23 protein-coding genes are annotated in these 19,871 nt (G+C 62.0%); 13 read left to right on the forward strand and 10 right to left on the reverse strand.

From position 1 onward, the window contains the following. Positions 1-92 precede the first annotated feature (92 nt). From ACFSNN_RS16715 to ACFSNN_RS16725, 3 genes are all read right to left on the reverse strand, one after another. The gene (locus tag ACFSNN_RS16715) at positions 93-662 is read right to left on the reverse strand and encodes a hypothetical protein (RefSeq protein ID WP_134456789.1); all 570 of its coding nucleotides are present in this window, start codon (positions 660-662) and stop codon (positions 93-95) included. Further along, positions 659-1,237 carry a hypothetical protein gene (locus ACFSNN_RS16720; protein WP_134456788.1) on the reverse strand — a complete coding sequence of 193 codons (579 nt, stop codon included), beginning with the start codon at positions 1,235-1,237 and terminating at the stop codon, positions 659-661. Before ACFSNN_RS16720 ends, ACFSNN_RS16715 begins: the two co-directional genes overlap by 4 nt. A 359-nt stretch (positions 1,238-1,596) precedes the next feature. Continuing rightward, the gene (locus ACFSNN_RS16725; protein WP_134456787.1) at positions 1,597-2,655 is read right to left on the reverse strand and encodes a sigma-54 interaction domain-containing protein; all 1,059 of its coding nucleotides are present in this window, start codon (positions 2,653-2,655) and stop codon (positions 1,597-1,599) included. Positions 2,656-3,027: 372 nt separating this feature from the next. Here ACFSNN_RS16725 and ACFSNN_RS16730 point away from each other — a divergent pair, with 372 nt between their 5' ends. The 6 genes from ACFSNN_RS16730 (at position 3,028) to otsA (ending at position 7,757) form a co-directional block, all read left to right on the forward strand. Then, a complete protein-coding gene (locus ACFSNN_RS16730) occupies positions 3,028-3,345 on the forward strand; it encodes an ElaB/YgaM/YqjD family protein (protein WP_106306284.1) in 318 nt (105 codons plus the stop codon). Positions 3,346-3,391: 46 nt separating this feature from the next. Further along, positions 3,392-3,658 carry a hypothetical protein gene (locus ACFSNN_RS16735; protein WP_134456786.1) on the forward strand — a complete coding sequence of 89 codons (267 nt, stop codon included), beginning with the start codon at positions 3,392-3,394 and terminating at the stop codon, positions 3,656-3,658. 305 nt (positions 3,659-3,963) lie between these two features. Then, positions 3,964-5,364: a sigma-54-dependent transcriptional regulator gene (locus ACFSNN_RS16740; protein ID WP_134456785.1), complete on the forward strand. Its 1,401-nt coding sequence runs from the start codon at positions 3,964-3,966 to the stop codon at positions 5,362-5,364. A gap of 104 nt (positions 5,365-5,468) precedes the next feature. After that, positions 5,469-5,744, forward strand: a complete 276-nt coding sequence (locus ACFSNN_RS16745) for a hypothetical protein (protein ID WP_134456784.1) — start codon at positions 5,469-5,471, stop codon at positions 5,742-5,744. 151 nt (positions 5,745-5,895) lie between these two features. Beyond that, complete coding sequence (locus ACFSNN_RS16750) at positions 5,896-6,108, forward strand: hypothetical protein (protein ID WP_134456783.1); 213 nt, start codon at positions 5,896-5,898, stop codon at positions 6,106-6,108. A 212-nt stretch (positions 6,109-6,320) separates the two neighbouring features. Next, entirely contained in the window at positions 6,321-7,757 is a 1,437-nt protein-coding gene (gene otsA, locus ACFSNN_RS16755; RefSeq protein WP_012432179.1) for an alpha,alpha-trehalose-phosphate synthase (UDP-forming), read from the forward strand. Positions 7,758-7,912: 155 nt separating this feature from the next. Here the strand turns inward: otsA and ACFSNN_RS16760 are convergent, their stop codons facing one another. From ACFSNN_RS16760 to ACFSNN_RS16780, 5 genes are all read right to left on the reverse strand, one after another. Continuing rightward, entirely contained in the window at positions 7,913-9,370 is a 1,458-nt protein-coding gene (locus ACFSNN_RS16760) for an MFS transporter (RefSeq protein WP_134456782.1), read from the reverse strand. Between the two features lie 108 nt (positions 9,371-9,478). After that, the gene (locus ACFSNN_RS16765) at positions 9,479-9,982 is read right to left on the reverse strand and encodes a YbhB/YbcL family Raf kinase inhibitor-like protein (RefSeq protein ID WP_134456781.1); all 504 of its coding nucleotides are present in this window, start codon (positions 9,980-9,982) and stop codon (positions 9,479-9,481) included. Between the two features lie 162 nt (positions 9,983-10,144). After that, complete coding sequence (locus tag ACFSNN_RS16770) at positions 10,145-10,591, reverse strand: very short patch repair endonuclease (RefSeq protein ID WP_134456780.1); 447 nt, start codon at positions 10,589-10,591, stop codon at positions 10,145-10,147. 57 nt (positions 10,592-10,648) lie between these two features. Then, positions 10,649-11,929 carry a DNA (cytosine-5-)-methyltransferase gene (gene dcm, locus ACFSNN_RS16775; protein WP_134456779.1) on the reverse strand — a complete coding sequence of 427 codons (1,281 nt, stop codon included), beginning with the start codon at positions 11,927-11,929 and terminating at the stop codon, positions 10,649-10,651. A 284-nt stretch (positions 11,930-12,213) separates the two neighbouring features. Then, positions 12,214-12,540 (reverse strand): hypothetical protein, encoded by a 327-nt coding sequence (locus ACFSNN_RS16780; RefSeq protein ID WP_134456778.1) that lies wholly within the window; start codon positions 12,538-12,540, stop codon positions 12,214-12,216. A 176-nt stretch (positions 12,541-12,716) separates the two neighbouring features. On the opposite strand from ACFSNN_RS16780, the gene ACFSNN_RS16785 reads away from it, so the two are divergent. The 3 genes from ACFSNN_RS16785 (at position 12,717) to ACFSNN_RS16795 (ending at position 14,253) form a co-directional block, all read left to right on the forward strand. After that, positions 12,717-12,908 carry a CsbD family protein gene (locus tag ACFSNN_RS16785; protein ID WP_134456777.1) on the forward strand — a complete coding sequence of 64 codons (192 nt, stop codon included), beginning with the start codon at positions 12,717-12,719 and terminating at the stop codon, positions 12,906-12,908. Between the two features lie 191 nt (positions 12,909-13,099). Next, positions 13,100-13,321 (forward strand): hypothetical protein, encoded by a 222-nt coding sequence (locus ACFSNN_RS16790; protein ID WP_041758309.1) that lies wholly within the window; start codon positions 13,100-13,102, stop codon positions 13,319-13,321. A gap of 224 nt (positions 13,322-13,545) precedes the next feature. Next, entirely contained in the window at positions 13,546-14,253 is a 708-nt protein-coding gene (locus ACFSNN_RS16795; RefSeq protein ID WP_134456776.1) for a glutathione S-transferase N-terminal domain-containing protein, read from the forward strand. A 137-nt stretch (positions 14,254-14,390) separates the two neighbouring features. Here ACFSNN_RS16795 and ACFSNN_RS16800 read toward each other — a convergent pair whose 3' ends face one another. Together ACFSNN_RS16800 and ACFSNN_RS16805 are read right to left on the reverse strand one after the other, a co-directional pair. Continuing rightward, positions 14,391-15,284, reverse strand: a complete 894-nt coding sequence (locus tag ACFSNN_RS16800; RefSeq protein ID WP_134456775.1) for a LysR family transcriptional regulator — start codon at positions 15,282-15,284, stop codon at positions 14,391-14,393. 319 nt (positions 15,285-15,603) lie between these two features. Continuing rightward, on the reverse strand, positions 15,604-16,215 hold the full coding sequence (locus tag ACFSNN_RS16805; protein WP_134456774.1) for an isochorismatase family protein: 612 nt from the start codon (positions 16,213-16,215) through the stop codon (positions 15,604-15,606). A 631-nt stretch (positions 16,216-16,846) separates the two neighbouring features. Between ACFSNN_RS16805 and ACFSNN_RS16810 the strand changes: the two genes are divergently transcribed. From ACFSNN_RS16810 to ACFSNN_RS16825, 4 genes are all read left to right on the forward strand, one after another. Next, positions 16,847-17,920 carry a class I SAM-dependent methyltransferase gene (locus ACFSNN_RS16810; protein ID WP_134456773.1) on the forward strand — a complete coding sequence of 358 codons (1,074 nt, stop codon included), beginning with the start codon at positions 16,847-16,849 and terminating at the stop codon, positions 17,918-17,920. Positions 17,921-18,076: 156 nt separating this feature from the next. Next, the gene (locus tag ACFSNN_RS16815) at positions 18,077-18,295 is read left to right on the forward strand and encodes a hypothetical protein (protein WP_012432189.1); all 219 of its coding nucleotides are present in this window, start codon (positions 18,077-18,079) and stop codon (positions 18,293-18,295) included. 316 nt (positions 18,296-18,611) lie between these two features. Beyond that, entirely contained in the window at positions 18,612-18,929 is a 318-nt protein-coding gene (locus ACFSNN_RS16820) for a hypothetical protein (RefSeq protein WP_208949478.1), read from the forward strand. Positions 18,930-19,109: 180 nt separating this feature from the next. Continuing rightward, a complete protein-coding gene (locus ACFSNN_RS16825) occupies positions 19,110-19,856 on the forward strand; it encodes a YoaK family protein (protein ID WP_134456772.1) in 747 nt (248 codons plus the stop codon). The last annotated feature ends 15 nt before the right edge of the window (positions 19,857-19,871 follow it).

Here is a 19,871-nt window from a genome sequence, read left to right on the forward strand (position 1 = left end):
GACGCTGCGCGTTTGTATCGATCAAGACGCGCAAAGCCGGCTCAAAGCAAAAACGGCAGGGGCGACCCTGCCGTTTTTTCATTGCCGTGCAGTTATTGCAGACTGCCCCAACGCGTGACGGCCGGTTCCGCCGACGCCCACTTCCAGCCCTTGTCCTGCTGACACGCGCTCGCCGTGTACCAGTCCTCATGCGCGTTCGGGCCGTCGCCGTCCTGCACCGAGAAGACGAATTCCTTGCAAAGCGCGAGGGCCGAACCGAAGGCGCGCGTCACGCGCACCTGGCCGTGGCCGTTCTCGATCGGTAACGTATGCTTGACCGCCCACGGACGCGTCTCGCCGACCGGCATGGCGCCCGCCAACGCGGCGATCATGTTCTGCTGATCGGTGTGCATGGTGCGCATGTAGCGGCCAACGGCCTCGTCGGTCGCGGCCTGCACGGCAATGCCGACGCCGATGCCGATGGCCGGATTGGATGTCACCAGCCCCGACGCGACGCCCGCTGCCGCGCCGCTCGCCGCGCCGACCGACGAGCAGCCGCTCGTCAGCACGCTCGCGCCGACGCAGAGCGCGCCGGCCAGCACGAGCCGCAGCCGGTTGCCGGACCAGGCAGCGAGGCGAGGGCGGCGCGCCGTGAGGGCAGCCGTATGCGAACGCGCCGTCATTGCAGCGCGCCCCAGCGTTCCGTGGCGGGTTCGGCCGACGCCCACTTCCAGTTGTCGCCGTCGCGGCAAATCGATGCCACGTAAAACGCGCTGCTTGCCGGCACGTTCTTGGTGGCCGCCTGATCGACGGAGAAGACGATTTCCTTGCAGTCGAGCGCGCCCGCGCTGATCGTGCGGCTGACGGTGACGCGGCCATGCTCGTCGTCTTCGATCGGCATCGAATGGGTCACGCTCCATGGCGCGATTGCGCCGACATCGAGCGGCCCGGCGATTTTGGCGATGCCGTCCTGCGTATTCGTGTGAACCACGCGCTCCGAATACTGCACGCCGGCACGTGCCGCGGCGACTGCGCCGAGACCGATGCCGGTCGCGACGGCCGCGTTGCTGGTGACTTTCGCCGCGAGTGCGGCGCCTGCGATACCGGCGCCGGCGGTGGCGCCTTCTGAATAGAGCGAGCTACAGCCGCTCAGCGCCGACGAGATCGCCACAGCAAGAGCAACGAGCGCCGTTGCATTGGGACGTCCACGCCTGGCTGTTCGTTTTGCCCATTCGGCCCACACCATACTTTTTTGCATTTCCCTGTCTCTGCTCCTGCAAGTGCCTTTCGTTCACGCTCGAATAATCGCTGCGCGAACGAGTAACACGCGTTCCCCACCTAGCAATGCGTGTGCCGCATTTTGCAGGATGCTATTTGTAATTGGCAGAGGGAAAATGCAAGCAATTGCAAAAGATGGTGCGAGACAAAGGGGTTTCTGTTTGAGCAGAGCCTATTTGATTGGCGGTGCGAACGGATTCGGTCTGCGTTTGAAGGCGCTGGAAGACGGCTTTTTGCAGCAGCGGCCGGTTAGCCGCTGAAGCCCGCATGCGCCCGATCATTCAGGCACGCGAGGCAAGCACGCACGCCGTGCCACTCCACAAGCGCCACGGCATGAGTTTATTGCTCGGGTTCGTCTTCGGCGCTTTCGTCGCCGTAAGCGCTCAAGCGGTTGTACAAGGTCTTGAGACTCACGCCGAGCGCTTTGGCCGCGCGCCGTTTGTCGCCGCCGCAATATTTGAGCGTGCCGAGAATGATCTGCTTTTGCGCGTCGGCGAGCGGCGTGCCGATCCATACGCTCATCGCGTCGCCCTGTGTCATCGGTTTTTTCACGCGCGACGCGAGATGCGGATGCGGCAGCTCCACGATCTTCTCCGCGAGAATGAACGCGCGATAGACCGCGTTCTTCAACTCGCGCACGTTGCCCGGCCATGACCAGGTGCGCAGCGTTTCGATCGAACGCTTGCTGAAGCTTTTGCTCGTGCCTTCCTGCTGATTCAGCAGCGCAAGGAAGTGTTGCGCGAGCAGTTCGCGGTCGTTCTCGCGCTCGCGCAGCGGCGGCGCGCGCAGCGGAAAAACCGCGAGCCGGTACATGAGGTCCTCACGCAGGCCGTTTTCCTTCACTGCGATTGCGGGGTCACGATTGGTGGCGGCGATCACGCGCACGTTGCCGCTGATCAGGTCATTGCCGCCGACCCGGTAGAACGTGCCGGTTTCCAGCGCACGCAGCAGTTTGACCTGGCGCACCGGCGCCATCTCGGTAATTTCGTCGAGGAACAGCGTGCCGCCGTTCGCGTGTTCGAAGTAGCCGACGCGGCCTTGGACCGCGCCCGTGAAGCTGCCTTTCTCGTGGCCGAACAGTTCGGCTTCGATGAGCTCGTCGGGAATCGCGCCGCAATTCACGGCGACGAATGGCGCTTCCTTGCGGTTGCTTTGATCGTGAATCGTGCGGGCAATCAGCTCTTTGCCCGTGCCGGATTCGCCGATGATCAGCGCGGTCGCGTCAGTACCCGCGACGCGTTCGATCTGCTGATACAAATCCAGCATCACCGGCGACGAGCCATACAGCAAGCCGTACGATTTGAGTCCCACGATGCCGTCCGCGACGCGCTGCTTCGCCATTGCCGAAGCATTACCTCCGCCGGACACGGTGGGCGAGGCGAGGTCGATTGACGCCATAAACGGGGGTCCTGTGCAAATGAGTTTGTTGTTACGGCGCGCAGGCCTGGAACGAGATTAACCAGCGAGCTCGCTATCTCTCAAACAATGATTTAACCACTTTGGCACCGTTTTCGGCAAACGATCTGAGGGTTGAAAAAACACGTTAGCGCACGTTCGGTCGAAAGTGCCTGGCTTGGTGTTTGCTTGCGGCGGGGAAGGCAAATTTACCGGGCACGGCGTTTGCAAAATCCATCCGACACGCGTGTACTTTTTCTCGCGATTGCATAGCGTATGTTGCGCTCGGGCGGCGATCGCCGTTCGCCAATTTGCAGCGTTATGCGCACTCGCCGGAACGCACACGCAACGCCGAACTCAGACCAGGAGTGAATGATGACTGACACCACGCAACAGCTTGCACTCGGCGGCCAGAAGATTGTCGAGGATCTGCGGGTGCTGCTGAAGGACTCGGAAGAAATGCTGCGCCTTGCTGCCAATGTGCCGGGCGAGGGCGTCGGCGTGCTGCGCGACAAACTCGGCACGCATGTCGAAACCCTGCAATCGGCGCTTGGCGATGCGCAGGAAAACGCGCAGCGGCGTTATCGGGCCGCCACCGTCAATACCGAACGCTACGTGCGGCAGAACCCGTGGCGTTCGATCGGCATCGCCGCGGGTGTCGGCTTTGTACTCGGCGTGCTGACCGCGCGTTGAGGCGCGTCCCGGACTTAATCCGCTTCATGACGACAAGGAGTTCACGATGGCACGACCCAAAATCGGCATCTTCGGCGCGCTGATGGCGCTCGGCGGCTTTCTGGCAGTGCGCTACGTGCAGCAGCGCAACCGCGCCGCGCAAATTCCCGTGGCGCGCGAGTTGGGCCGTTGGGAAAACGAGGGCGGCGCGGTCGCGGCGCCGACGGCCAATCAGGCGAGCACGGGGGGTGAGACGGGCCCAAGCGCGCATGGCGCCAACGGCTCCGCTTACCCGAATGACAACGGCGGCGCATGGCCCTTCCCGCGTAGTTGAGCAGTTTGTCTGCACTGCATCGCCGGCTCGCCGCAGTGACGGGCGGCGCCCGGCATGCCTTGCTAATTTGTCTCAATAAAGCCTTATAATAGGTAAATAAACAACAATAGCGGTGGGGGCGGGTGGGTTTGCCCTCATATTGTTGCAAGATTGAATCAAGTCGTTGGCTTGGCGCGTTGGGTTAGAGTTGGTGGGTGCTCACATTAGAGCCCGCGGCAACGGCGAAGCGCAGGTCGACGGCACGCATTTCAACATGCGCGTTTGCATGTTTTCCCATACCTACGCTTGCAGGCTTTCGAGACGCGATGCCACATGTACTGATTGTCGATGACGATGCCGGTACCCGCGAGGCACTTTCCGCCATCATCGGGGAAGACGGCCTGACCACCGCCACCGCGGGCGATTTGCGCGAAGCGCGCATTCAACTGGTCCGGCAGATGCCGGACGTCGTTTTTACGGACCTGAAACTGCCGGACGGCAGCGGGGTCGACCTATTCGAAGATCTCGATCCGCGCTCCGGCGTGGAAGTGATCGTGATTACCGGCCATGCCACGGTGGAGTCGGCCGTCAATGCGCTGAAGATGGGCGCCACCGACTATCTGGTGAAGCCGATCAACATGCAGCGCGTCAAGGCGATTCTCTCGCGCCTGCCGCGCGCCGGCGACCTGAAGGCGGAAATCGGGACGTTGCGCGGCGAGTTGCGCCGCATGGGCCGCTTCGGCCTGATGCTCGGCAATTCGCCGGCCATGCAGGAGGTCTACGACCAGATCGGGCGCGTCGCGCCGACGGCGGCCTCGGTCATGCTGGTGGGCGAGTCGGGCACCGGCAAGGAAGTCGCCGCGCAGACGCTGCACCAGCTCAGCTTGCGTCGCAAGCACGCGTTTCTCGCGGTGAACTGCGGCGCGATCTCGCCAAACCTCATCGAATCCGAAATGTTCGGCCACGAGCGCGGCTCGTTTACCGGCGCGGATCGTCAGCACAAGGGCTATTTCGAGCGCGCGAACGGCGGCACGCTGTTCCTCGACGAAATCACCGAGATGCCGATCGAGTTGCAGGTGAAGCTGCTGCGCGTGCTGGAAACCGGCATGTTCATGCGGGTCGGCACGACCAAGGAAATCGAAACGGACGTGCGTCTGATCGCGGCGACCAACCGCGATCCCGAGCAGGCCGTGCTCGAAGGCAAGCTGCGGCTCGACTTGTACCACCGCTTGAACGTGTTCCCGATCAGCCTGCCGCCGTTGCGCGAGCGGGGCAAGGACGTGGAGCTGCTGGCCCAGGCGTTCCTCGACGAACTCAATGAACGCCACAGCACGAAGAAGCATTTCCCCGCGGCAGTGAAGGACATGCTGATGTCCTATCCGTGGCCGGGCAATGTGCGCGAATTGAAGAACTACGTGCAGCGCGCGCACATCATGTCGGGTGCGGATTCGGACAGCACGGCAACGGTGCCGTTGCAGATCACGCTGTCGAAGCCCGCGGCCGGCACGGCGATCACGATTCCATTCGGCACGTCGCTCGCCGAAGCGGACCGTCAGCTGATCCTGGCCACGCTCGAGCAGTGCGGCGGCGTGAAGACGCGGGCCGCCGAGATTCTCGGCATCAGCCTGAAGACGCTGTATAACCGCCTCGTCGAGTACGGCAACGACGCGCGTGACGACGGCGACGCTGCCGACGAATCGCGCGCATTGGGCGGCGCGGACGCTTGACGCCGCCCACACCGCTCACAAGATAGACGCCATCCAGCCGGGGGCGCATCCGTAACGGCACAGGCCTTGCTGCGATTCAGTGAAACGCAAACGAGGATAAAAACATGCCGGACTACGCTGCCGCTCCCGCGCTTTCTCTGCCGATCCACGCTCACCGTCCCGAGCCGATCGAGCCGCCGTCTCCGCCTCCGATTGCGCCGCCGAGTCCCGGTGAGCCCGACACCATTCCGGTTCCAGGTCCCAGTCCCGATCCGAGTCCGCAGCCGATCGAACCCATCGAGCCGGTCGCTCCGCCGATTGGCGATCCGCCGCCGCAGCCCACGCAAACGCCACAAGCCGGTCAGCGCCAGCCGTCCCAAACGCTACGAATCCAATTCTGACGCTTGCTAGGCATCGCGCCACAGTGCGGCGCAGTGAATTTATGTACTTGTTACAAAGCCGGCGCATCTTTTACCGGCAATTTACCGTGGCGACCCCTAGACTGTATTAGTGCCGCGAACCAGCGGCGGGCTTCCCCTGGAGGCGTGGATCATGAGACATCCAGCACTGCGACGTTCAGCGCGCCATTCGAAGCGCGATTCCCGGCCGAGCGGCAGCAAAGACAGCCCGCCGGAGCAGCACGATCCGGCAGGGCAGAACCGGATTGCGCCCGATGCCCCACCAGACGGCGAGCACAACCAGGGCGGCGTGCGCCAGGAAGGCCTGGAATACCAGCGCGACCTCGGCTCGGAACAGGATGCCTGAGCCGAGGTAACGACCGGTAAGAGGCCATCCGGTTTTGTCATGCAAAGCAGAAAAAATTTCTTCGCGGTGAGATAGCGCCGCGCGTTTGTGCTCGTTCGTCACATTTACATACATTTTTATTTTCAGCGTCTCTAAAAACGGCACGCGACTTGCATGCACCTTTTCGGCACATATCCGTATGCAACGAAACAACTGAACTAGGTGGAGCACCAATGAGCAGACTGATCGTGGTATCGAATCGTGTCGCGCCGACCCAGGAAGGCCGTCCCGCAGCGGGTGGCCTCGCTATCGGCGTGCTGGACGCGCTGAAAGAAAGCGGCGGCGTCTGGTTCGGCTGGAGCGGCGAGACGGTGAGCGAGCCGAGCGCTCCGGTGATAGAAAAACAAGGCAACGTGACGTACGCGACGGTGGGCCTTACCAAGCGCGACTACGACCAGTATTACCGCGGATTTTCCAATGCGACGCTGTGGCCGACGTTCCACTATCGCAATGACCTGTCGCGCTACGACCGTCAGGAATACGCCGGCTATCAGCGTGTCAACGCAACGCTGGCGAAGCAGCTTAAGGCGCTGCTCAAGCCCGACGACATCATCTGGGTTCACGATTACCACCTGCTGCCGTTCGCGCGCTGCCTGCGCGAACTCGGCGTGAAGAATCCGATCGGCTTCTTCCTGCATATTCCGTTTCCGGTGCCGGAAGTGCTGCGCACGATTCCGCCGCACGAAGAACTGGTCAAGGCCATGTGCAGCTATGACGTGATCGGTTTCCAGACCGATGCGGATCGCCAGTCGTTCGTCGACTTTATCGAGCGCGGCCAGCACGGCACCTCGAGCGAGGACGGCATGGTGCACGCGTATAACCGCTTCCTGAAAGTGGGCGCGTATCCGATCGGGATCTATCCGGATGCGATCGCCAAAGCCGCCGAGCAGTTCACCGACCGCAAGCCGGTGCGCAGCCTGCGCGACGGCATGCGCGGACGCAAGCTGATCATGAGCGTGGACCGGCTCGATTATTCGAAGGGTCTTGTGGAGCGTTTCCAGGCGTTCGAGCGGCTGCTGCTGAACGCGCCGGGTTGGCACGGGCGCGTGTCGCTGGTGCAGATCGCGCCGCCGACGCGCGCGGACGTGTCGACCTACCAGCGGATTCGTCAGACGCTCGAGGGCGAAGCGGGCCGCATCAACGGCCGGTTCGCGCAACTCGACTGGACGCCGATCCAGTACCTGAACCGCAAATACGAGCGCAATCTGCTGATGGCGCTATTCCGTCAATCGCAGGTCGGCTATGTGACGCCGCTGCGCGACGGCATGAATCTCGTCGCGAAGGAGTATGTTGCCTCGCAGGATCCGGCCGATCCCGGCGTGCTGGTGCTCTCGCAATTCGCCGGCGCCGCCGAGCAACTGCCGGGCGCGCTGGTCGTCAATCCGTTCGATCTGTCGCAGATGGCCGAGGCGCTGGAACGCGCCCTGTCGATGCCGCTCGCCGAGCGTCAGGCGCGCCATGCCGACATGATGGCACCGATGCGCGAGAACAATCTGTCCGTCTGGCGCGATACCTTCCTTGCGGATCTGCGCAATGTCGCGACGGCATCTTCGGTGACGGCCAAAGCGGTAAAGCTCGCTGACGTGACCGCGTCGTCGTTGCGGGATTAACGGTCGGGCGGCTGGCTTCGCAGCCGCGCGTGCTGGTCACGTCGTTTGATTGGCGGATGTGAAAATTAGTGGAGAAGGGCGTGGCCCGCACGACGCGAGCCACGCCCTCTTTGTATTGGTGTATCGGTGTAACGGGAAAAGTCTCTAGTGCGGACTCACGCCGGTTGCACGTTGGCCCGTTGCATGACGCGCATCGTGCTGATCACCGCGGCGAGCGCCGAAAAGCACGCGGCCACGTAGAGCGCGACGGTCGGTCCATGTTGTGGCGCGATGCCGAAGATCAGCGCGACCAGCGCCGCGCCGAGCGTCTGGCCGGTCAGGCGCGCGGTGCCCAGCATGCCGCTCGCGCCGCCGCTGCGCTCGCGCGGCGCCGCGGACAGCATGGTGCGATTGTTCGGCGACTGGAAAATACCAAAGCCCGCGCCGCACAGGGCCATGCGCCACGCGATCTGCATGGCGTCCGGATGCGCGCCGAGCGTGGCGAGCAGCAACAACCCGGCCGTCATCGCGGCAAGGCCGACGCCGCCCAGCCATCCCGACGACACTTTGTCCGACAGCACGCCGGCAATCGGCGCCGCGATGATGATGACGGCAGGCCAGGGTGTCATGAGCAGCCCGGTCTCTACCTGCGATAAGCCCAGTGTGTCCTGCAACAGAAAGGGCAGCGACACGAAGGCAAGCATCTGCGCACAGAACGAACACACCGAGGTGCCGATCGAGAGCGCGAAGATGGGAATCCTGAGCAAATCGATCGGCAGCAACGGAGCGGGCTGAGTCAACTGGCGGCGCACGAAAAAATAGCCGATCACGACCGCGCCGAGCGCTTCCAGCGCGACGTAGCCGAATCCCTCGCCGTGGCCGAGGCCGTCGACGGCAAAGATCAGCAGGCCGAACACAAACGCGTTCATCACCGCGCTCGGATAGTCGTAGGGCGATTCGTGGCCGGGGTTCATCGGCAGCGCCTTGAAGCCGCCGACGATAGCCGCGATGCCGATCGGCACGTTGATGGCGAACAGCCACGGCCACGAGGCGACAGCGAGCACGCCGGACGCGACAGTCGGCCCCACCGCCGACGACACCGCGACCACCATCGCGTTGATCGAGACGCCGCGCCCGAGCTGCGCGGGCGGATAGATCATACGCACCAGCGCCGTATTCACGCTCATGATGCCTGCCGCCCCGAAGCCCTGAATCACGCGAGCGAGCGCGAGGGTCGGCAGCGAAGTCGACAACGCGCAACCAAACGACGCCACCGTGAACAGAATCAGCCCGGCCAGATAAATGCGCCGGTAGCCGATGCGGTCGCCGAGCGAGGCGAGCGGCAACAGCGAGATGGTGATCGCCAGCTGATAGGCGTTGACGACCCAGATCGAACCGGCCGCGCTCGCGTGCAGGTTGCGCGCGATAGTGGGCAGCGCCACGTTGGCAATCGCGCTGTCGAGTACCGCGAGCGTGAGGGAGAGCGCGATAACCAGCATCGCCCAGTAGCGCTGCGGAATCGGCAAGCCTTGTTCGGTGTCGTCGCGCAGCGATGCGTCGGGGGCGAGTGTGTCGGCCGCTTCGGCGGCGATGGTGCCGTCGGCGCTGTCCTTGCGCGGTGGTTGTGCGTGCATCGATTGTTCGAGTTGTAGTGGAGCGGTTCGCCGCTCGCGCGCGCCGCGTGCCGTCGTCGAGGAGCCGGCCGGTGCCGCCTGAGCGCGCCGGCCGGCGCATCTTCCGCGTTATTTGAGTTCGTACAGGCCGGTGTGAGTGGTCGAGTCGAGTTCGTTCAGATGCGTCATGAAGCGCGCCACCGCGTTGGTGGTGTCCGCGTTGATCGGCAGATTCGGCACCCGCAGCGCATGCAGACGGAAGATGTAGCGATGCGCCTTGTCGCCGCGCGGCGGCGCGGCGCCGCCGAAGCCGACCGTGCCGTAGTCGTTGCGCACCTGCAGCGCGCCTTGCGGCAGCAGCGAGCCGTCCGCCTTGCCGGCGTTGCGCGGCAGCGAGCGGGCGTCACCCGGAATATTCACCACGATCCAGTGCCAGAAGCCGCTGCCGGTGGGCGCGTCGGGATCATGAACGGTGAGCGCGAAGCTTTGCGTGTCGGGTGGCGGCGCCTCCCACTGCAACGCTGGAGAGATGTTCTCGCCGTCTACGCCGAAGGCCTTGTCGTGATATTCGTGGGCTTTCGGCATAAAGCCGTTGGTGGGAAATTCGTCGGACCAGAGACGGAAATCTGCCATGATGTGCCTCCCTTCTTGAGTGGTTCTGGGATGGTCGGGGCGTGCGGTTTTGCAACCGGTTTGCAGGGCAGGGCGCCGTGCGGAAGTACCCCGAGTTAGCCAATCGAGTGTATCACCAGCGGCCTTCGAATTCGTGAGAGCCGGGCGGACTACAGGCGGCTTTCAGCCGCGTTCCTCGAAGCTCGGCGCGTCGCTCTTCAACCACTCGACGAGCCGCTGCAAGACACCTTCGATATCGCGATTGGCGCCACGCAACGCGCATTCCCATACCACCGCGACGCGCCAGCCGCCGGCGAGCAGCGCCGCGCAAACCTTGTCGTCGTTGCTGCGATTGCGGCCGATCTTGTCGCGCCAGAACTCCGGCCGCGTTTGCGGCCATTTGAAGAGATGACAGTCGTGGCCGTGCCAGAAGCAGCCGTGCACCAGCACCACGGCGCGATAGCGCGGCAAGACGATGTCCGGGCGTCCCGGCAGATCGCGCGCATCCAGCCGGAAGCGAAAGCCCTGCCGGTGCAGCAGGCTGCGGATCAGAATTTCCGGTTTGGTGTTGCGGCCGCGAATGCCGGACATCATCCGGCTGCGGGTTGCGCTATCGACAATATCGACCATCTCTTCTAGCGCTTGCAGAACGGGTCGATGCGCCGGCTATTCATGCCGGCCGACCGCTTACGCGTAGAGCGAGAGCGTTTGCTTCGAACCATGGCGAGTCTCCTCGGCGAGCAGGGCTTGCACATGCGGCAGCATGATGCGCGCCACTTCGCGCATCACCGGCATCACGACGCTGTTGCCGAACTGCCGGTAGGCCTGCGTGTCGCTCACCGGAATCCGGAAGGTATCGGGAAAGCCCATCAGCCGCGCGCATTCACGCGGCGTGAGGCGGCGTGGGCGCAGTGACTCGCCTTGATAGACGAGAATCTCGGAGCCGTCCTTGTGATAACGCGCCGACAGCGTGCGCGTCACGCTAGTCGGATAAGCCATGCCGAAGCCGAAGCCGTTGCCCGCCGCGCGATGCTTCTCCGCGTAGTTCTGCAGGTAAGTCCAGAGATTCGGCGTGAGCGTGTACTTGGGTTGCACGCGCCGGCTCGTGTGATCGAAGAAACGGTCGTGGTCCCACGGCAGCACCGGCTCGCTGCCATCAGTGCGATGCAGGATCGAGCCGAGACGCGGGCCGTCTTGCGGCAGGCGCAGGTCGTCCCACGAGAACGCAGTCTTGCCGCGAAAGCCGACGATGATGATCCGCTCCCGATGCTGCGGCGTGAAATGCTGGCCGTCGACCACGCGATAGTGCACTTCGTAACCGAGTTCGTCGCGCAAGGTTTGCAGGATCACGTCGAAGGTGCGGCCCTTGTCGTGCGAGAGCAGGTTCTTCACGTTCTCCAACAGGAACGCGGCGGGGCGTTTAGCGGCAATGATCCGCGCGACGTCGAAAAAGAGTGTGCCTTGGGTCGTGCATTCGAAACCGTGTGGCCTGCCCAGCGCATTCTTCTTGCTCACCCCGGCGATCGAAAACGGCTGGCACGGGAAACCGCCCAGCAGAACATCGTGGCTCGGCACCTCTTCAGCCGGAAACGAGACGATGTCGCCAATCAGCGCATGCTCACCGCCGGCGGGGTAATTCTCGCGATAGGTCTTGGTCGAAAAGTCGTTCCACTCGCTCGTAAAGACGCAGTCGCCGCCGTGCGCCTCGAAGCCCATGCGAATCCCGCCGATTCCCGCGAACAGATCGATGAAGCGGAACTGGGCGTCGCCGCCCACGCTGCCGCGGGTCCGCGCGCGGTTTTGCAGCAGATCGCGCAAGGCCGGTTCCAGCATCGCCGGGCACTGCGTTTCGCCTTTTTCCCAGCGACGTACCGTCTTGATGTCCTTGCCGACATGCGCGGCGATTTCGCGTTGAGTGAAGCGGGCGCGCGCTTGCTTGAGCAGTGCGAGCGGTGCGGCGAGGGTCACGGGTGTCCTTGCTGGGAATTTTTGCGGACATTATGACCTAAGGTCGTCCCATTTCCCTATTTTTTGCGTCGCTTGGGCAGAAAATTTCCGGGTCTGAAACGCCCGCACAGAACAGGTCCACGGCTAAACGTGGCTGTCACAGTTGCGCGTGTACGCTTGCAGCGTGACGCGAATCCCCGCGTTGCGACGTGTTGAGGCCGCGACCTGGTTCGCGGCCTTTTTTTAACTCGCGTGTATGGAATGCCGCCGGCCCGGAAAGAGCCGGGGTTCAGGCTCCCGGCGTGTCAGGCCGGGTGGCTGGCGCTAGCCGGGTAGGGCGGCGCGAACAATGCGGCAGTGGCTGGCGCCAATGCGTCCCACGCCAGTTGAGGTTCGGCTTCGTATTGATCGAGCTGAAGCAGGAGGCTGTCGACCGTGCACAGTTGCGCGTGGGACAAGCTGCCGGCGTCGAGCAACTGATAGAGACGCTTGCGCCAATATCCGGCCGGCAGGATCGGGCCGCCCAGATCGCCGTGTAAAGACGGCCGCATCACACGCGCAATGTGCGCAATGTCGCGATCGATCAGTGCGGCTTGGGATGATCCCGAAAGCGTGATGGGTGTGCGGTCCATGGCTTCTCCTTGGCACCATTACGGCAGGCTGCGGCGGGACTTTAGGCCTCGTTGAAAATATTTTTTCGCGGCGCGCGCTGGCGAAAACCAGGCCATGCGCAGGCACGGGCACACCCGTTGCTGGGTATGGGTACTGGCGTAATGTCGCGCCGGCATTCCAAATAGTGGAGCCGAAAATGAATAAGGACCAGGTGAAGGGCGTGGCCGAGCAAGTCAAGGGCAAGGTCAACGAAGCGGTCGGCAAGGCCACGGACAACCCGGGCAAGGAAATCAAGGGCGACCTGCAACAAGGCGCGGGCAAGGCGCAGAAGGCCTATGGCGACGCTAAGGAAGACGCCAAGGACAACGCCAAGCGCAACGCGCCGTAATCAGGCTTGCGACGGGGGGCGGAAAAGGCGCTACGGCGCCTTTTCTTTTTGCCGACGCTTTTGCGTCGTATAGCGCATTTTTTCGACCGATGGCGGATTTTGCCTGGGAGTAACCCGGGGTCGGCGTCGGGAGCATTCCGCATGCGGTGCGCCGCCTTTAGACTTGGCGCATCCAATACGGAGACGCGCCCATGACACCCGAAAAGATTCTTTCGATGTTCGAACGGCAATACCTCGAGGGCAAAACGCCCGTCGACCTGGAGCAGACCTGCGCGAGCTTCGCCAGTTGGCTGGCGGCGGCTTGGGACCTGCTAGACGGCGAGCAGAAGACGCTGTTGCTGAGCGTCGGCGCCTCCTTGTGGCGCGAAGGTTATAACTTGCGCGCCGGTACGGCGACCAAAGATTTGTGGTGAGTGCCGTTAGCGTGCGCGTTTGGCGTTCGCGAGCCGCCGAGTACAGGTCAGCTGTAAAACCCTGCGTGTCGATATGAGCGTTGGGCCACGCCCGCACGCGTTGCGCCGAGTCGGTTTATATTTGGCGATCTTGCGTTGGAGCTTTGCCGCCGGTCGTCCGGCCGGCTGCCGAGGCCCGATTCCCTTTTCAAGCCGACACATTCGCACAAGGGTTACACCGCCACATGACCGAACTATCCGCTTTTCCGATCACGAAGAAATGGCCTGCCGAGCATCCGGACCGGATTCAGCTCTACTCGCTGCCCACGCCCAACGGCGTGAAGGTGTCGATCATGCTCGAAGAAACGGGCCTGCCGTACGAGCCGCATCTCGTGCGCTTCGATACCAACGATCAGATGTCGCCGGAGTTCATGTCGCTCAATCCGAACAACAAGATTCCGGCGATCATCGATCCGAACGGGCCCGACGGCAAGCCGTTGCCGCTGTTCGAATCCGGCGCGATCCTGCTTTATCTCGCGGACAAGAGCGGCCAGTTGATTCCGCAGGATGCCGCCGGCCGCTATGAAGCGATCCAATGGGTCATGTTCCAGATGGGCGGCATCGGACCGATGTTCGGCCAGGTCGGCTTCTTCCACAAGTTCGCCGGCAAGGAGTACGAAGACAAGCGTCCGCGCGATCGCTATATCGGCGAAGCGAAGCGCTTGCTCGGCGTGTTGGATCGGCAACTCGAAGGACGTGACTGGATTCTGGGCGACGCTTACTCGATCGCCGATATCGCCACGTTTCCCTGGGTGCGCAATCTGATCGGCTTCTATGAGGCAGGCGATCTCGTCGGCATTCAGGACTTCCCGAACGTGACGCGCGTATTGGCCGCGTTCGTCGCGCGTCCGGCCGTGGCGAAGGGACTGGATATTCCTAAGCGTCCGTCGTAATCGATTCATGCGGCCGGGCGGCGAGTTTTGTCGGCCGGCCGTCGTTTAGCCTGGACTCGCCGCGCGTTCTTCTGCGTGGATGTCTTTGCCTTTCTGTCTTCTGTTGGCGTTCGCCTGGTGGCGCGTCGATGGTGTCATCATCGGCCGCGATAGTGCTCGGCCATGTGATCGACAAACGCCCGCACCTTCGGCGCCACATACCGCGTTTGCGGGTACAGCGCGTAGTAGTGGCGGCTGCCGAGCGTGCAGCCCGGCAAGACCTGAACCAGACGGCCGCTTCTGAAGTCTGTCTGAACTGTCTGCACCGTGAAAGCGGCAATCCCCGCGCCCGCCAGCGCCGCGGAGTAAAGCGCGGTGATAGCGTCCGTTCTCAGCCGGCTGCGCGGCACGACGTGGATCGGCGAAGCTTGCTCGGACGTCAGCACCCATTCGGCCGCTTCGAGCGCGCCGGTAAAAGACAGTAACTCATGCCCGGCCAGTTGCCCGGCCGTCTGCGGAAGCCCATGTCGCGCCAGATAGGCTGGCGCTGCGACCAGCACGACGTCGGCGACAGTCAGGGTTTTCGCGACCAGCGTCGTGTCAGCCAGAGGGCCGCTGATGCGTAGCGCTACGTCGAAGCCCTGAGCAACGAGGTCGACGAACTGATCGCTGCACGACAACTCCAGTTGGATGTCGGGGTAACGCTTCTGGAACGCCGGAAGCCAGTCGGCCAGTTCCAGCGTGCCGATGGCAAGCGGCGCGGTGACGCGCAGCAAGCCGGCGGCCTGTTGATGTTCGTTCGCCATGGCCTGTGCCGCTGCTGCCACGCGATCGAGAATATCGACGCTGGCCTTGTAGTAGCGCTCGCCCGCGGCGGTCAGCGTAAAGCGCCGCGTATTGCGGTTGAGCAACTGAACGCCGAGCGAAACCTCGAGCTGTTTCAACTGACGCGACACGCTCGAATGCGTGGTGTCGAGCCGCTCGGCCGCAGCCGAAAAACCTTGCGCTTCGACGATGAAGCGGAAGGCGCGCATTGCAAGCAACTGGTCCATGGGCGAGATTGGCGCTATGCCGCATCACCACGCAGATGAATCGGGCCAATGCTTAGCGCGACGGTAAGTGAATGATTTTCGACGTGCTTACCACGTCGACAAACGGAGCTTCGATTTCGGCTGGCGACGCGCGACGAGACGCATTCTTTTCGATCGTGTCCGCGTGTCCGCTTCGACGCGTTGCCAAGGCGCCCGATGCTACCACGACGCGATCGCCGCTTCGTACCGCGCCGCGCGTTGCTGCGCAGGCGCGGATTATCAGCGTGTATCTTCATTAGGAAGCCTGATAAGCGCAAAAACTTGATGGGCGCTCTGGCGGCTATCGAGCAGCCAGTGATAATACTTCGCTCGTGTTCATCACCGAGCCGAAGGTATCCGCGATTTCAGCCAGAGCCGACAGATGCAACGTGTCGTGCCCGACGCGCCGCTCGCTGTCGACGACGATGTCGCGGGTCGCGCATGCGTCGGCGGCGACCACAACTTCAAAGCCCGCCGGCGCCGCGTCTCGTGCAGCGCCCGCGACGCAGGCGTGCGTCATGAGTCCACAAATGACGAGATGCGCGATGCCATCGTCTTTCAGCGATTGCGCGAGGTCGGTGGCGGCAAACACGCTCACCGAGCTTTTCTCGACCACGCGATGAGCGGGCTTCGGTTGCATCTCGGCGTGAAATTCGACCTGCCGGCTGCCGGCGGCAAATAGTGGGGAGTCGGCCGGTGCAACGTGCTGTACGTGGACCACGTGCCAGCCATAGCGCTCAGCGCATTCGACGAGGTATTGCGCGTTTCGCAATGCTGCCGGGCCATCCTGAATGGGTAGCGAGCCCGTGAAGTATTCGTTCTGAAAGTCGATCAAAAGCAATGCGGTGGTACGAGCAGGCAGCGAAGCGGGCGGGCAGGCACCGAGAATGCTTCGAAGTGTGCGGCTGGACATAACGGTTCTTTTTGGTCGTGGTTGGAAAGGAACCGAGTCTAGGGTGGGAGCGGCATCGCAACAACGCTACGGGCGAGACAAAGTCTGTGCGTGATTTGCACTGATCGCGAGACGCTGATGGCAACTATGGGTGACTCTACTTGGGGCACGCAGCTTTTCGCCCATCCCTCAGCGAGGTAGCAAAGATTTGCGCGCGGTAGCGAGACCGGCTCGACTTTTCATTGCAGACGTTGGGTTACCCACTTACGCCGTTAGCCGCAGCGCTCACTATTGCGAAGGTTTTCAAGGCTCAGCAGTCTATGTTGTGCGGGCGCTCGATGCGGCACTGCGTTGTCCTTTAGTCGATGCTTTACGGTGAGCATGAGCCGACGAGCGCATTTTTCGGTCGCTTCACTCACCCGAATTCCGCCATAGCGATCACTACATTTGTCATATCAATGGCGCTTGCATTGGCCCCTATTTGAGGTCGAAAAATGGGCGATGCGATTGCGGTTTGCGTGGCGACGAACATCACGATGGCGTGGGTTGCCGCCGTGGCGAAAATAAAGTCAGCAGCGAGTTGATTGCATCGGCGGCCGTGTAAGACGTGCTAAGTTGCACTGTTGCCTGTTCTAACGCCGAGAGGTAGTTCATGAATCTGGTTACGACGCTGCGCCGCGGGCATCTCCTGAAACATATCGATCTATCGGGAATCGGTCTCGAGATAGGACCGTATGATCAGCCGACCGTCTTCAAGTCGGAAGCGGACGTGCGATATCTGGACTGGAAAGACAGGGAGCAACTGGTCCGGGAGTGCACGCACCCGGACATGATCGTCGACATACCCGAAATCGACTACGTGGTTCATTCGAATCGGTACGGCGAGTACATCAGCGATAAGTTTGACTACGTTATCGCGAATCACGTGATGGAGCACGCGCCCAACATGATTCAATGGCTAGCCGATCTATGTGACATGATGCGGCCCGGCGGAGTGCTGTTTTTAGCACTGCCCGACAAGAAGTTCAGTTTCGACAAATACAGACCGGACACGGCGCTAAGTCATTTCGTGGCCGAGTATGTCGCCGGTGTCGAGGACATTCCGCGCGAACATCAAATCGAATGCGAGATCTATTACGACGAAGCATTCGTCAACAAACCAATGGATGTGGCCGATAAGCTCGATATGAATCGTATCCGGCACAAGCTGCAGGCGCCGCCGCATGTCGGTATTCATAGCCACGTTTTCGAGAGCGGCACGATCGTGTCCAAAGTCCTGAAGCCGATCCTGACGATGGGTTTCCTCGAATTCAATCTCGTCGATTTTGTGCCGGCACTCGGCGAAACCGGCGGAGAGATGATCATAGTGCTTCGCAAGGAAACGCCTCGCGTGGAACTCACGACCGAGGAGTTCTACCGCGCCCCGGTGGATGCCGAGATGGCGGCACGCGCGGTCGAGACAGCGGCGCGTCTCGCTGAGGCCGAGGCAGCCCTTGAGGAAGCGCGGCAGAAGGTTGTGGCGACCCAGGAGCAGGTTGTGACAATGCAGGAGACGGTTGCAGCCATGCAGGAAAAGCTTGTCGCGATGCAGGAGGAGATTGCATCGAGGACTTCGACGATCAGGGCGCTCGAGTCGTCGACATCCTGGCGAATCACGGCGCCGTTGCGCGCCGCGGTGACCAGGCTTCGAGGGCTCGGCTCGAAAGGGCGCGACATATCGTATTGAATGTGCGGGTGGCGCGGGCCAGGTTGTCGATTTTCTGTGGCTCATTGCCGTCCCGCGATCGACGCACAGTGTCCTCGCGTGAGATTGCTGGCACCAGTACACCGCTTTTTTGTATGATATTTCCTTAGACACCCTTCACCATTTGTCGGAGTTGCAATGAAACCGATCAAATTGCGTGTGCCGCGCGAGGAAGCCGCCGACCTGCCGGACGATCTCACTGCGTGGGCCAGCGTCTCCGGGGTCGATCCCGGACTGACTGTACTGAGCGAGCCTGGGTCCGCGACCGACAGTAGCTTGCCGGTCTTGTATCAGATCTACGTGAGCCAAAGCTTTTTCGAGCAGTTTCCGGAATGGCGCATGTATATCGAGCAGTAGCGGATCATTGCCTCTATCACCGATGTGCCCGCGCCGCGCGCAACGAAATGATGCGACCGTATGGCCGGCCGACCGCAACCATCATACGAAATCCCTGGTTATATTTGACGACAGGTGTCTGTAAGATAACGATTCGCATCAGCGCCCCGAGCGCGGTGTGTGTGTTTTGAGCCGCAGCATTGCTGCGGCTTTTTTTTGCTCAGTTTTTTCGCGGGACGTCTCTGAGCGGGAATGGTGTTTTCCCTGGCGTTTCGTCTTGGGGCATGGTGGTTGCGCGATGTTCACTGCATACGCGGACCGTCGCGTCAGGAGAGTGATGATGGCTTCCCAATCCTATGCACCGTATCGCGGGTTCGGGATCGATGTTCAGGTCACCACCGGGAAGACTTTGTGTTTGCACAATGTCGGACGCCGGTACAGGGTGTCCTGGACTATCAGTTCGTCCAGTCAGCCCGCACAGAAGGTTGCAAGTTTTCCAGAGCAACTGGAATTTATGTCTGAGCAAGATGCTTTCAGGTACGCCGAGAAGCGGGCGCAGACGTTCATCGACTGCATGCTGTCGGGGAATTCGGCTATTTCAGCTGGTCGTGACGTGGGAGTTGGGGCCGTTCGCGAGGAAGCGCCGCGCGTTTGAAGGGGATGGCGCGGCGCGTCGTGCGTACGGACATTTCACGAGCCATTGCTTCTTTGTAGAGGCGGGGGCCGGGCCGGCAGCAGAGCGCCATGCCGGATGTCATTCTCGCGCATGCTACGATCTTCAGCGCCAGGCCGTCCGACGGACGGTACGCACAAGCGGCACAATTGAGCGCTCAGAATGCCCATCAATTATCTTCGTGGCTTTACGGCACCGGAACGTACCGATGTGACGAACCGTCGTTTGGGGCGTTCACTGGCGTTTGTCGCCGGGGCGGCTAATGCGGGCGGGTTTCTGGCCGTTGGTCAGTACACTTCGCACATGTCCGGGATCGTCTCGTCGCTGGCTGATAATGCCGTGCTTGGCGAGGCAGGCCTCTTCGTTTCGGGGCTCAGTTCGCTTTTTTCGTTCCTTGTCGGCGCGGCTGCGTCTGCAATCCTGATCAATTGGGGGCGTCGGCGAAATCTGCACAGCATCTACGCGACACCGCTCGCGATTGAAGCCATTCTGCTGCTGTGCTTCGGGTTGCTCGGCTCGAACCTTGAACACCATCGGGTTCTTTTCGTGCCTGCCACCGTTTGCGTCCTGTGCTTTGTCATGGGTCTGCAGAATGCGATGATCACGAAGATTTCGCGATCGGAGATTCGTACGACCCACGTCACCGGCCTGGTGACGGATGTCGGTATCGAACTGGGCAAGATGCTCTATTGGAATTCACCGTCGATTACGGGGGAAGGGGCCGTCAGGGCGGATAAGCAGAAGCTCGCGCTGCTCGGTTCGCTGCTTCTTTCGTTTATTGCCGGCGGTCTGGCGGGGGCCATCGGGTTCAAATATCTCGGATTTATAGCGAGCGTGCCGCTCGCTATTGTTCTGCTGACGCTAGCTGCTGTGCCTTTGGTCGATGATGTGCGTGGTGCGCGCTGCTAGTGCGCACTTTCGTCG

The sequence above is a fragment of the Paraburkholderia dipogonis genome (genome assembly GCF_042680985.1).
In the GTDB taxonomy this organism is placed as follows: Bacteria; Pseudomonadota; Gammaproteobacteria; order Burkholderiales; family Burkholderiaceae; genus Paraburkholderia; species Paraburkholderia phytofirmans.

Excerpts from the sequence above, each read along its gene's own strand:
- ACFSNN_RS16765 (WP_134456781.1), bottom strand. The coding sequence starts at position 9,982 with ATGGCAGATTTCCGTCTCTGGTCCGACGAATTTCCCACCAACGGCTTT.
- ACFSNN_RS16730 (WP_106306284.1), top strand. The coding sequence starts at position 3,028 with ATGACTGACACCACGCAACAGCTTGCACTCGGCGGCCAGAAGATTGTC.
- ACFSNN_RS16720 (WP_134456788.1), bottom strand. The coding sequence starts at position 1,237 with ATGCAAAAAAGTATGGTGTGGGCCGAATGGGCAAAACGAACAGCCAGG.
- ACFSNN_RS16780 (WP_134456778.1), bottom strand. The coding sequence starts at position 12,540 with ATGGACCGCACACCCATCACGCTTTCGGGATCATCCCAAGCCGCACTG.
- ACFSNN_RS16745 (WP_134456784.1), top strand. The coding sequence starts at position 5,469 with ATGCCGGACTACGCTGCCGCTCCCGCGCTTTCTCTGCCGATCCACGCT.
- ACFSNN_RS16715 (WP_134456789.1), bottom strand. The coding sequence starts at position 662 with ATGACGGCGCGTTCGCATACGGCTGCCCTCACGGCGCGCCGCCCTCGC.
- ACFSNN_RS16810 (WP_134456773.1), top strand. The coding sequence starts at position 16,847 with ATGAATCTGGTTACGACGCTGCGCCGCGGGCATCTCCTGAAACATATC.
- ACFSNN_RS16750 (WP_134456783.1), top strand. The coding sequence starts at position 5,896 with ATGAGACATCCAGCACTGCGACGTTCAGCGCGCCATTCGAAGCGCGAT.
- ACFSNN_RS16825 (WP_134456772.1), top strand. The coding sequence starts at position 19,110 with ATGCCCATCAATTATCTTCGTGGCTTTACGGCACCGGAACGTACCGAT.
- ACFSNN_RS16795 (WP_134456776.1), top strand. The coding sequence starts at position 13,546 with ATGACCGAACTATCCGCTTTTCCGATCACGAAGAAATGGCCTGCCGAG.
- otsA (WP_012432179.1), top strand. The coding sequence starts at position 6,321 with ATGAGCAGACTGATCGTGGTATCGAATCGTGTCGCGCCGACCCAGGAA.
- ACFSNN_RS16725 (WP_134456787.1), bottom strand. The coding sequence starts at position 2,655 with ATGGCGTCAATCGACCTCGCCTCGCCCACCGTGTCCGGCGGAGGTAAT.
- ACFSNN_RS16790 (WP_041758309.1), top strand. The coding sequence starts at position 13,100 with ATGACACCCGAAAAGATTCTTTCGATGTTCGAACGGCAATACCTCGAG.
- ACFSNN_RS16800 (WP_134456775.1), bottom strand. The coding sequence starts at position 15,284 with ATGGACCAGTTGCTTGCAATGCGCGCCTTCCGCTTCATCGTCGAAGCG.
- ACFSNN_RS16760 (WP_134456782.1), bottom strand. The coding sequence starts at position 9,370 with ATGCACGCACAACCACCGCGCAAGGACAGCGCCGACGGCACCATCGCC.
- ACFSNN_RS16740 (WP_134456785.1), top strand. The coding sequence starts at position 3,964 with ATGCCACATGTACTGATTGTCGATGACGATGCCGGTACCCGCGAGGCA.
- ACFSNN_RS16770 (WP_134456780.1), bottom strand. The coding sequence starts at position 10,591 with ATGGTCGATATTGTCGATAGCGCAACCCGCAGCCGGATGATGTCCGGC.
- ACFSNN_RS16815 (WP_012432189.1), top strand. The coding sequence starts at position 18,077 with ATGAAACCGATCAAATTGCGTGTGCCGCGCGAGGAAGCCGCCGACCTG.
- ACFSNN_RS16820 (WP_208949478.1), top strand. The coding sequence starts at position 18,612 with ATGATGGCTTCCCAATCCTATGCACCGTATCGCGGGTTCGGGATCGAT.
- ACFSNN_RS16805 (WP_134456774.1), bottom strand. The coding sequence starts at position 16,215 with ATGTCCAGCCGCACACTTCGAAGCATTCTCGGTGCCTGCCCGCCCGCT.
- ACFSNN_RS16785 (WP_134456777.1), top strand. The coding sequence starts at position 12,717 with ATGAATAAGGACCAGGTGAAGGGCGTGGCCGAGCAAGTCAAGGGCAAG.
- ACFSNN_RS16735 (WP_134456786.1), top strand. The coding sequence starts at position 3,392 with ATGGCACGACCCAAAATCGGCATCTTCGGCGCGCTGATGGCGCTCGGC.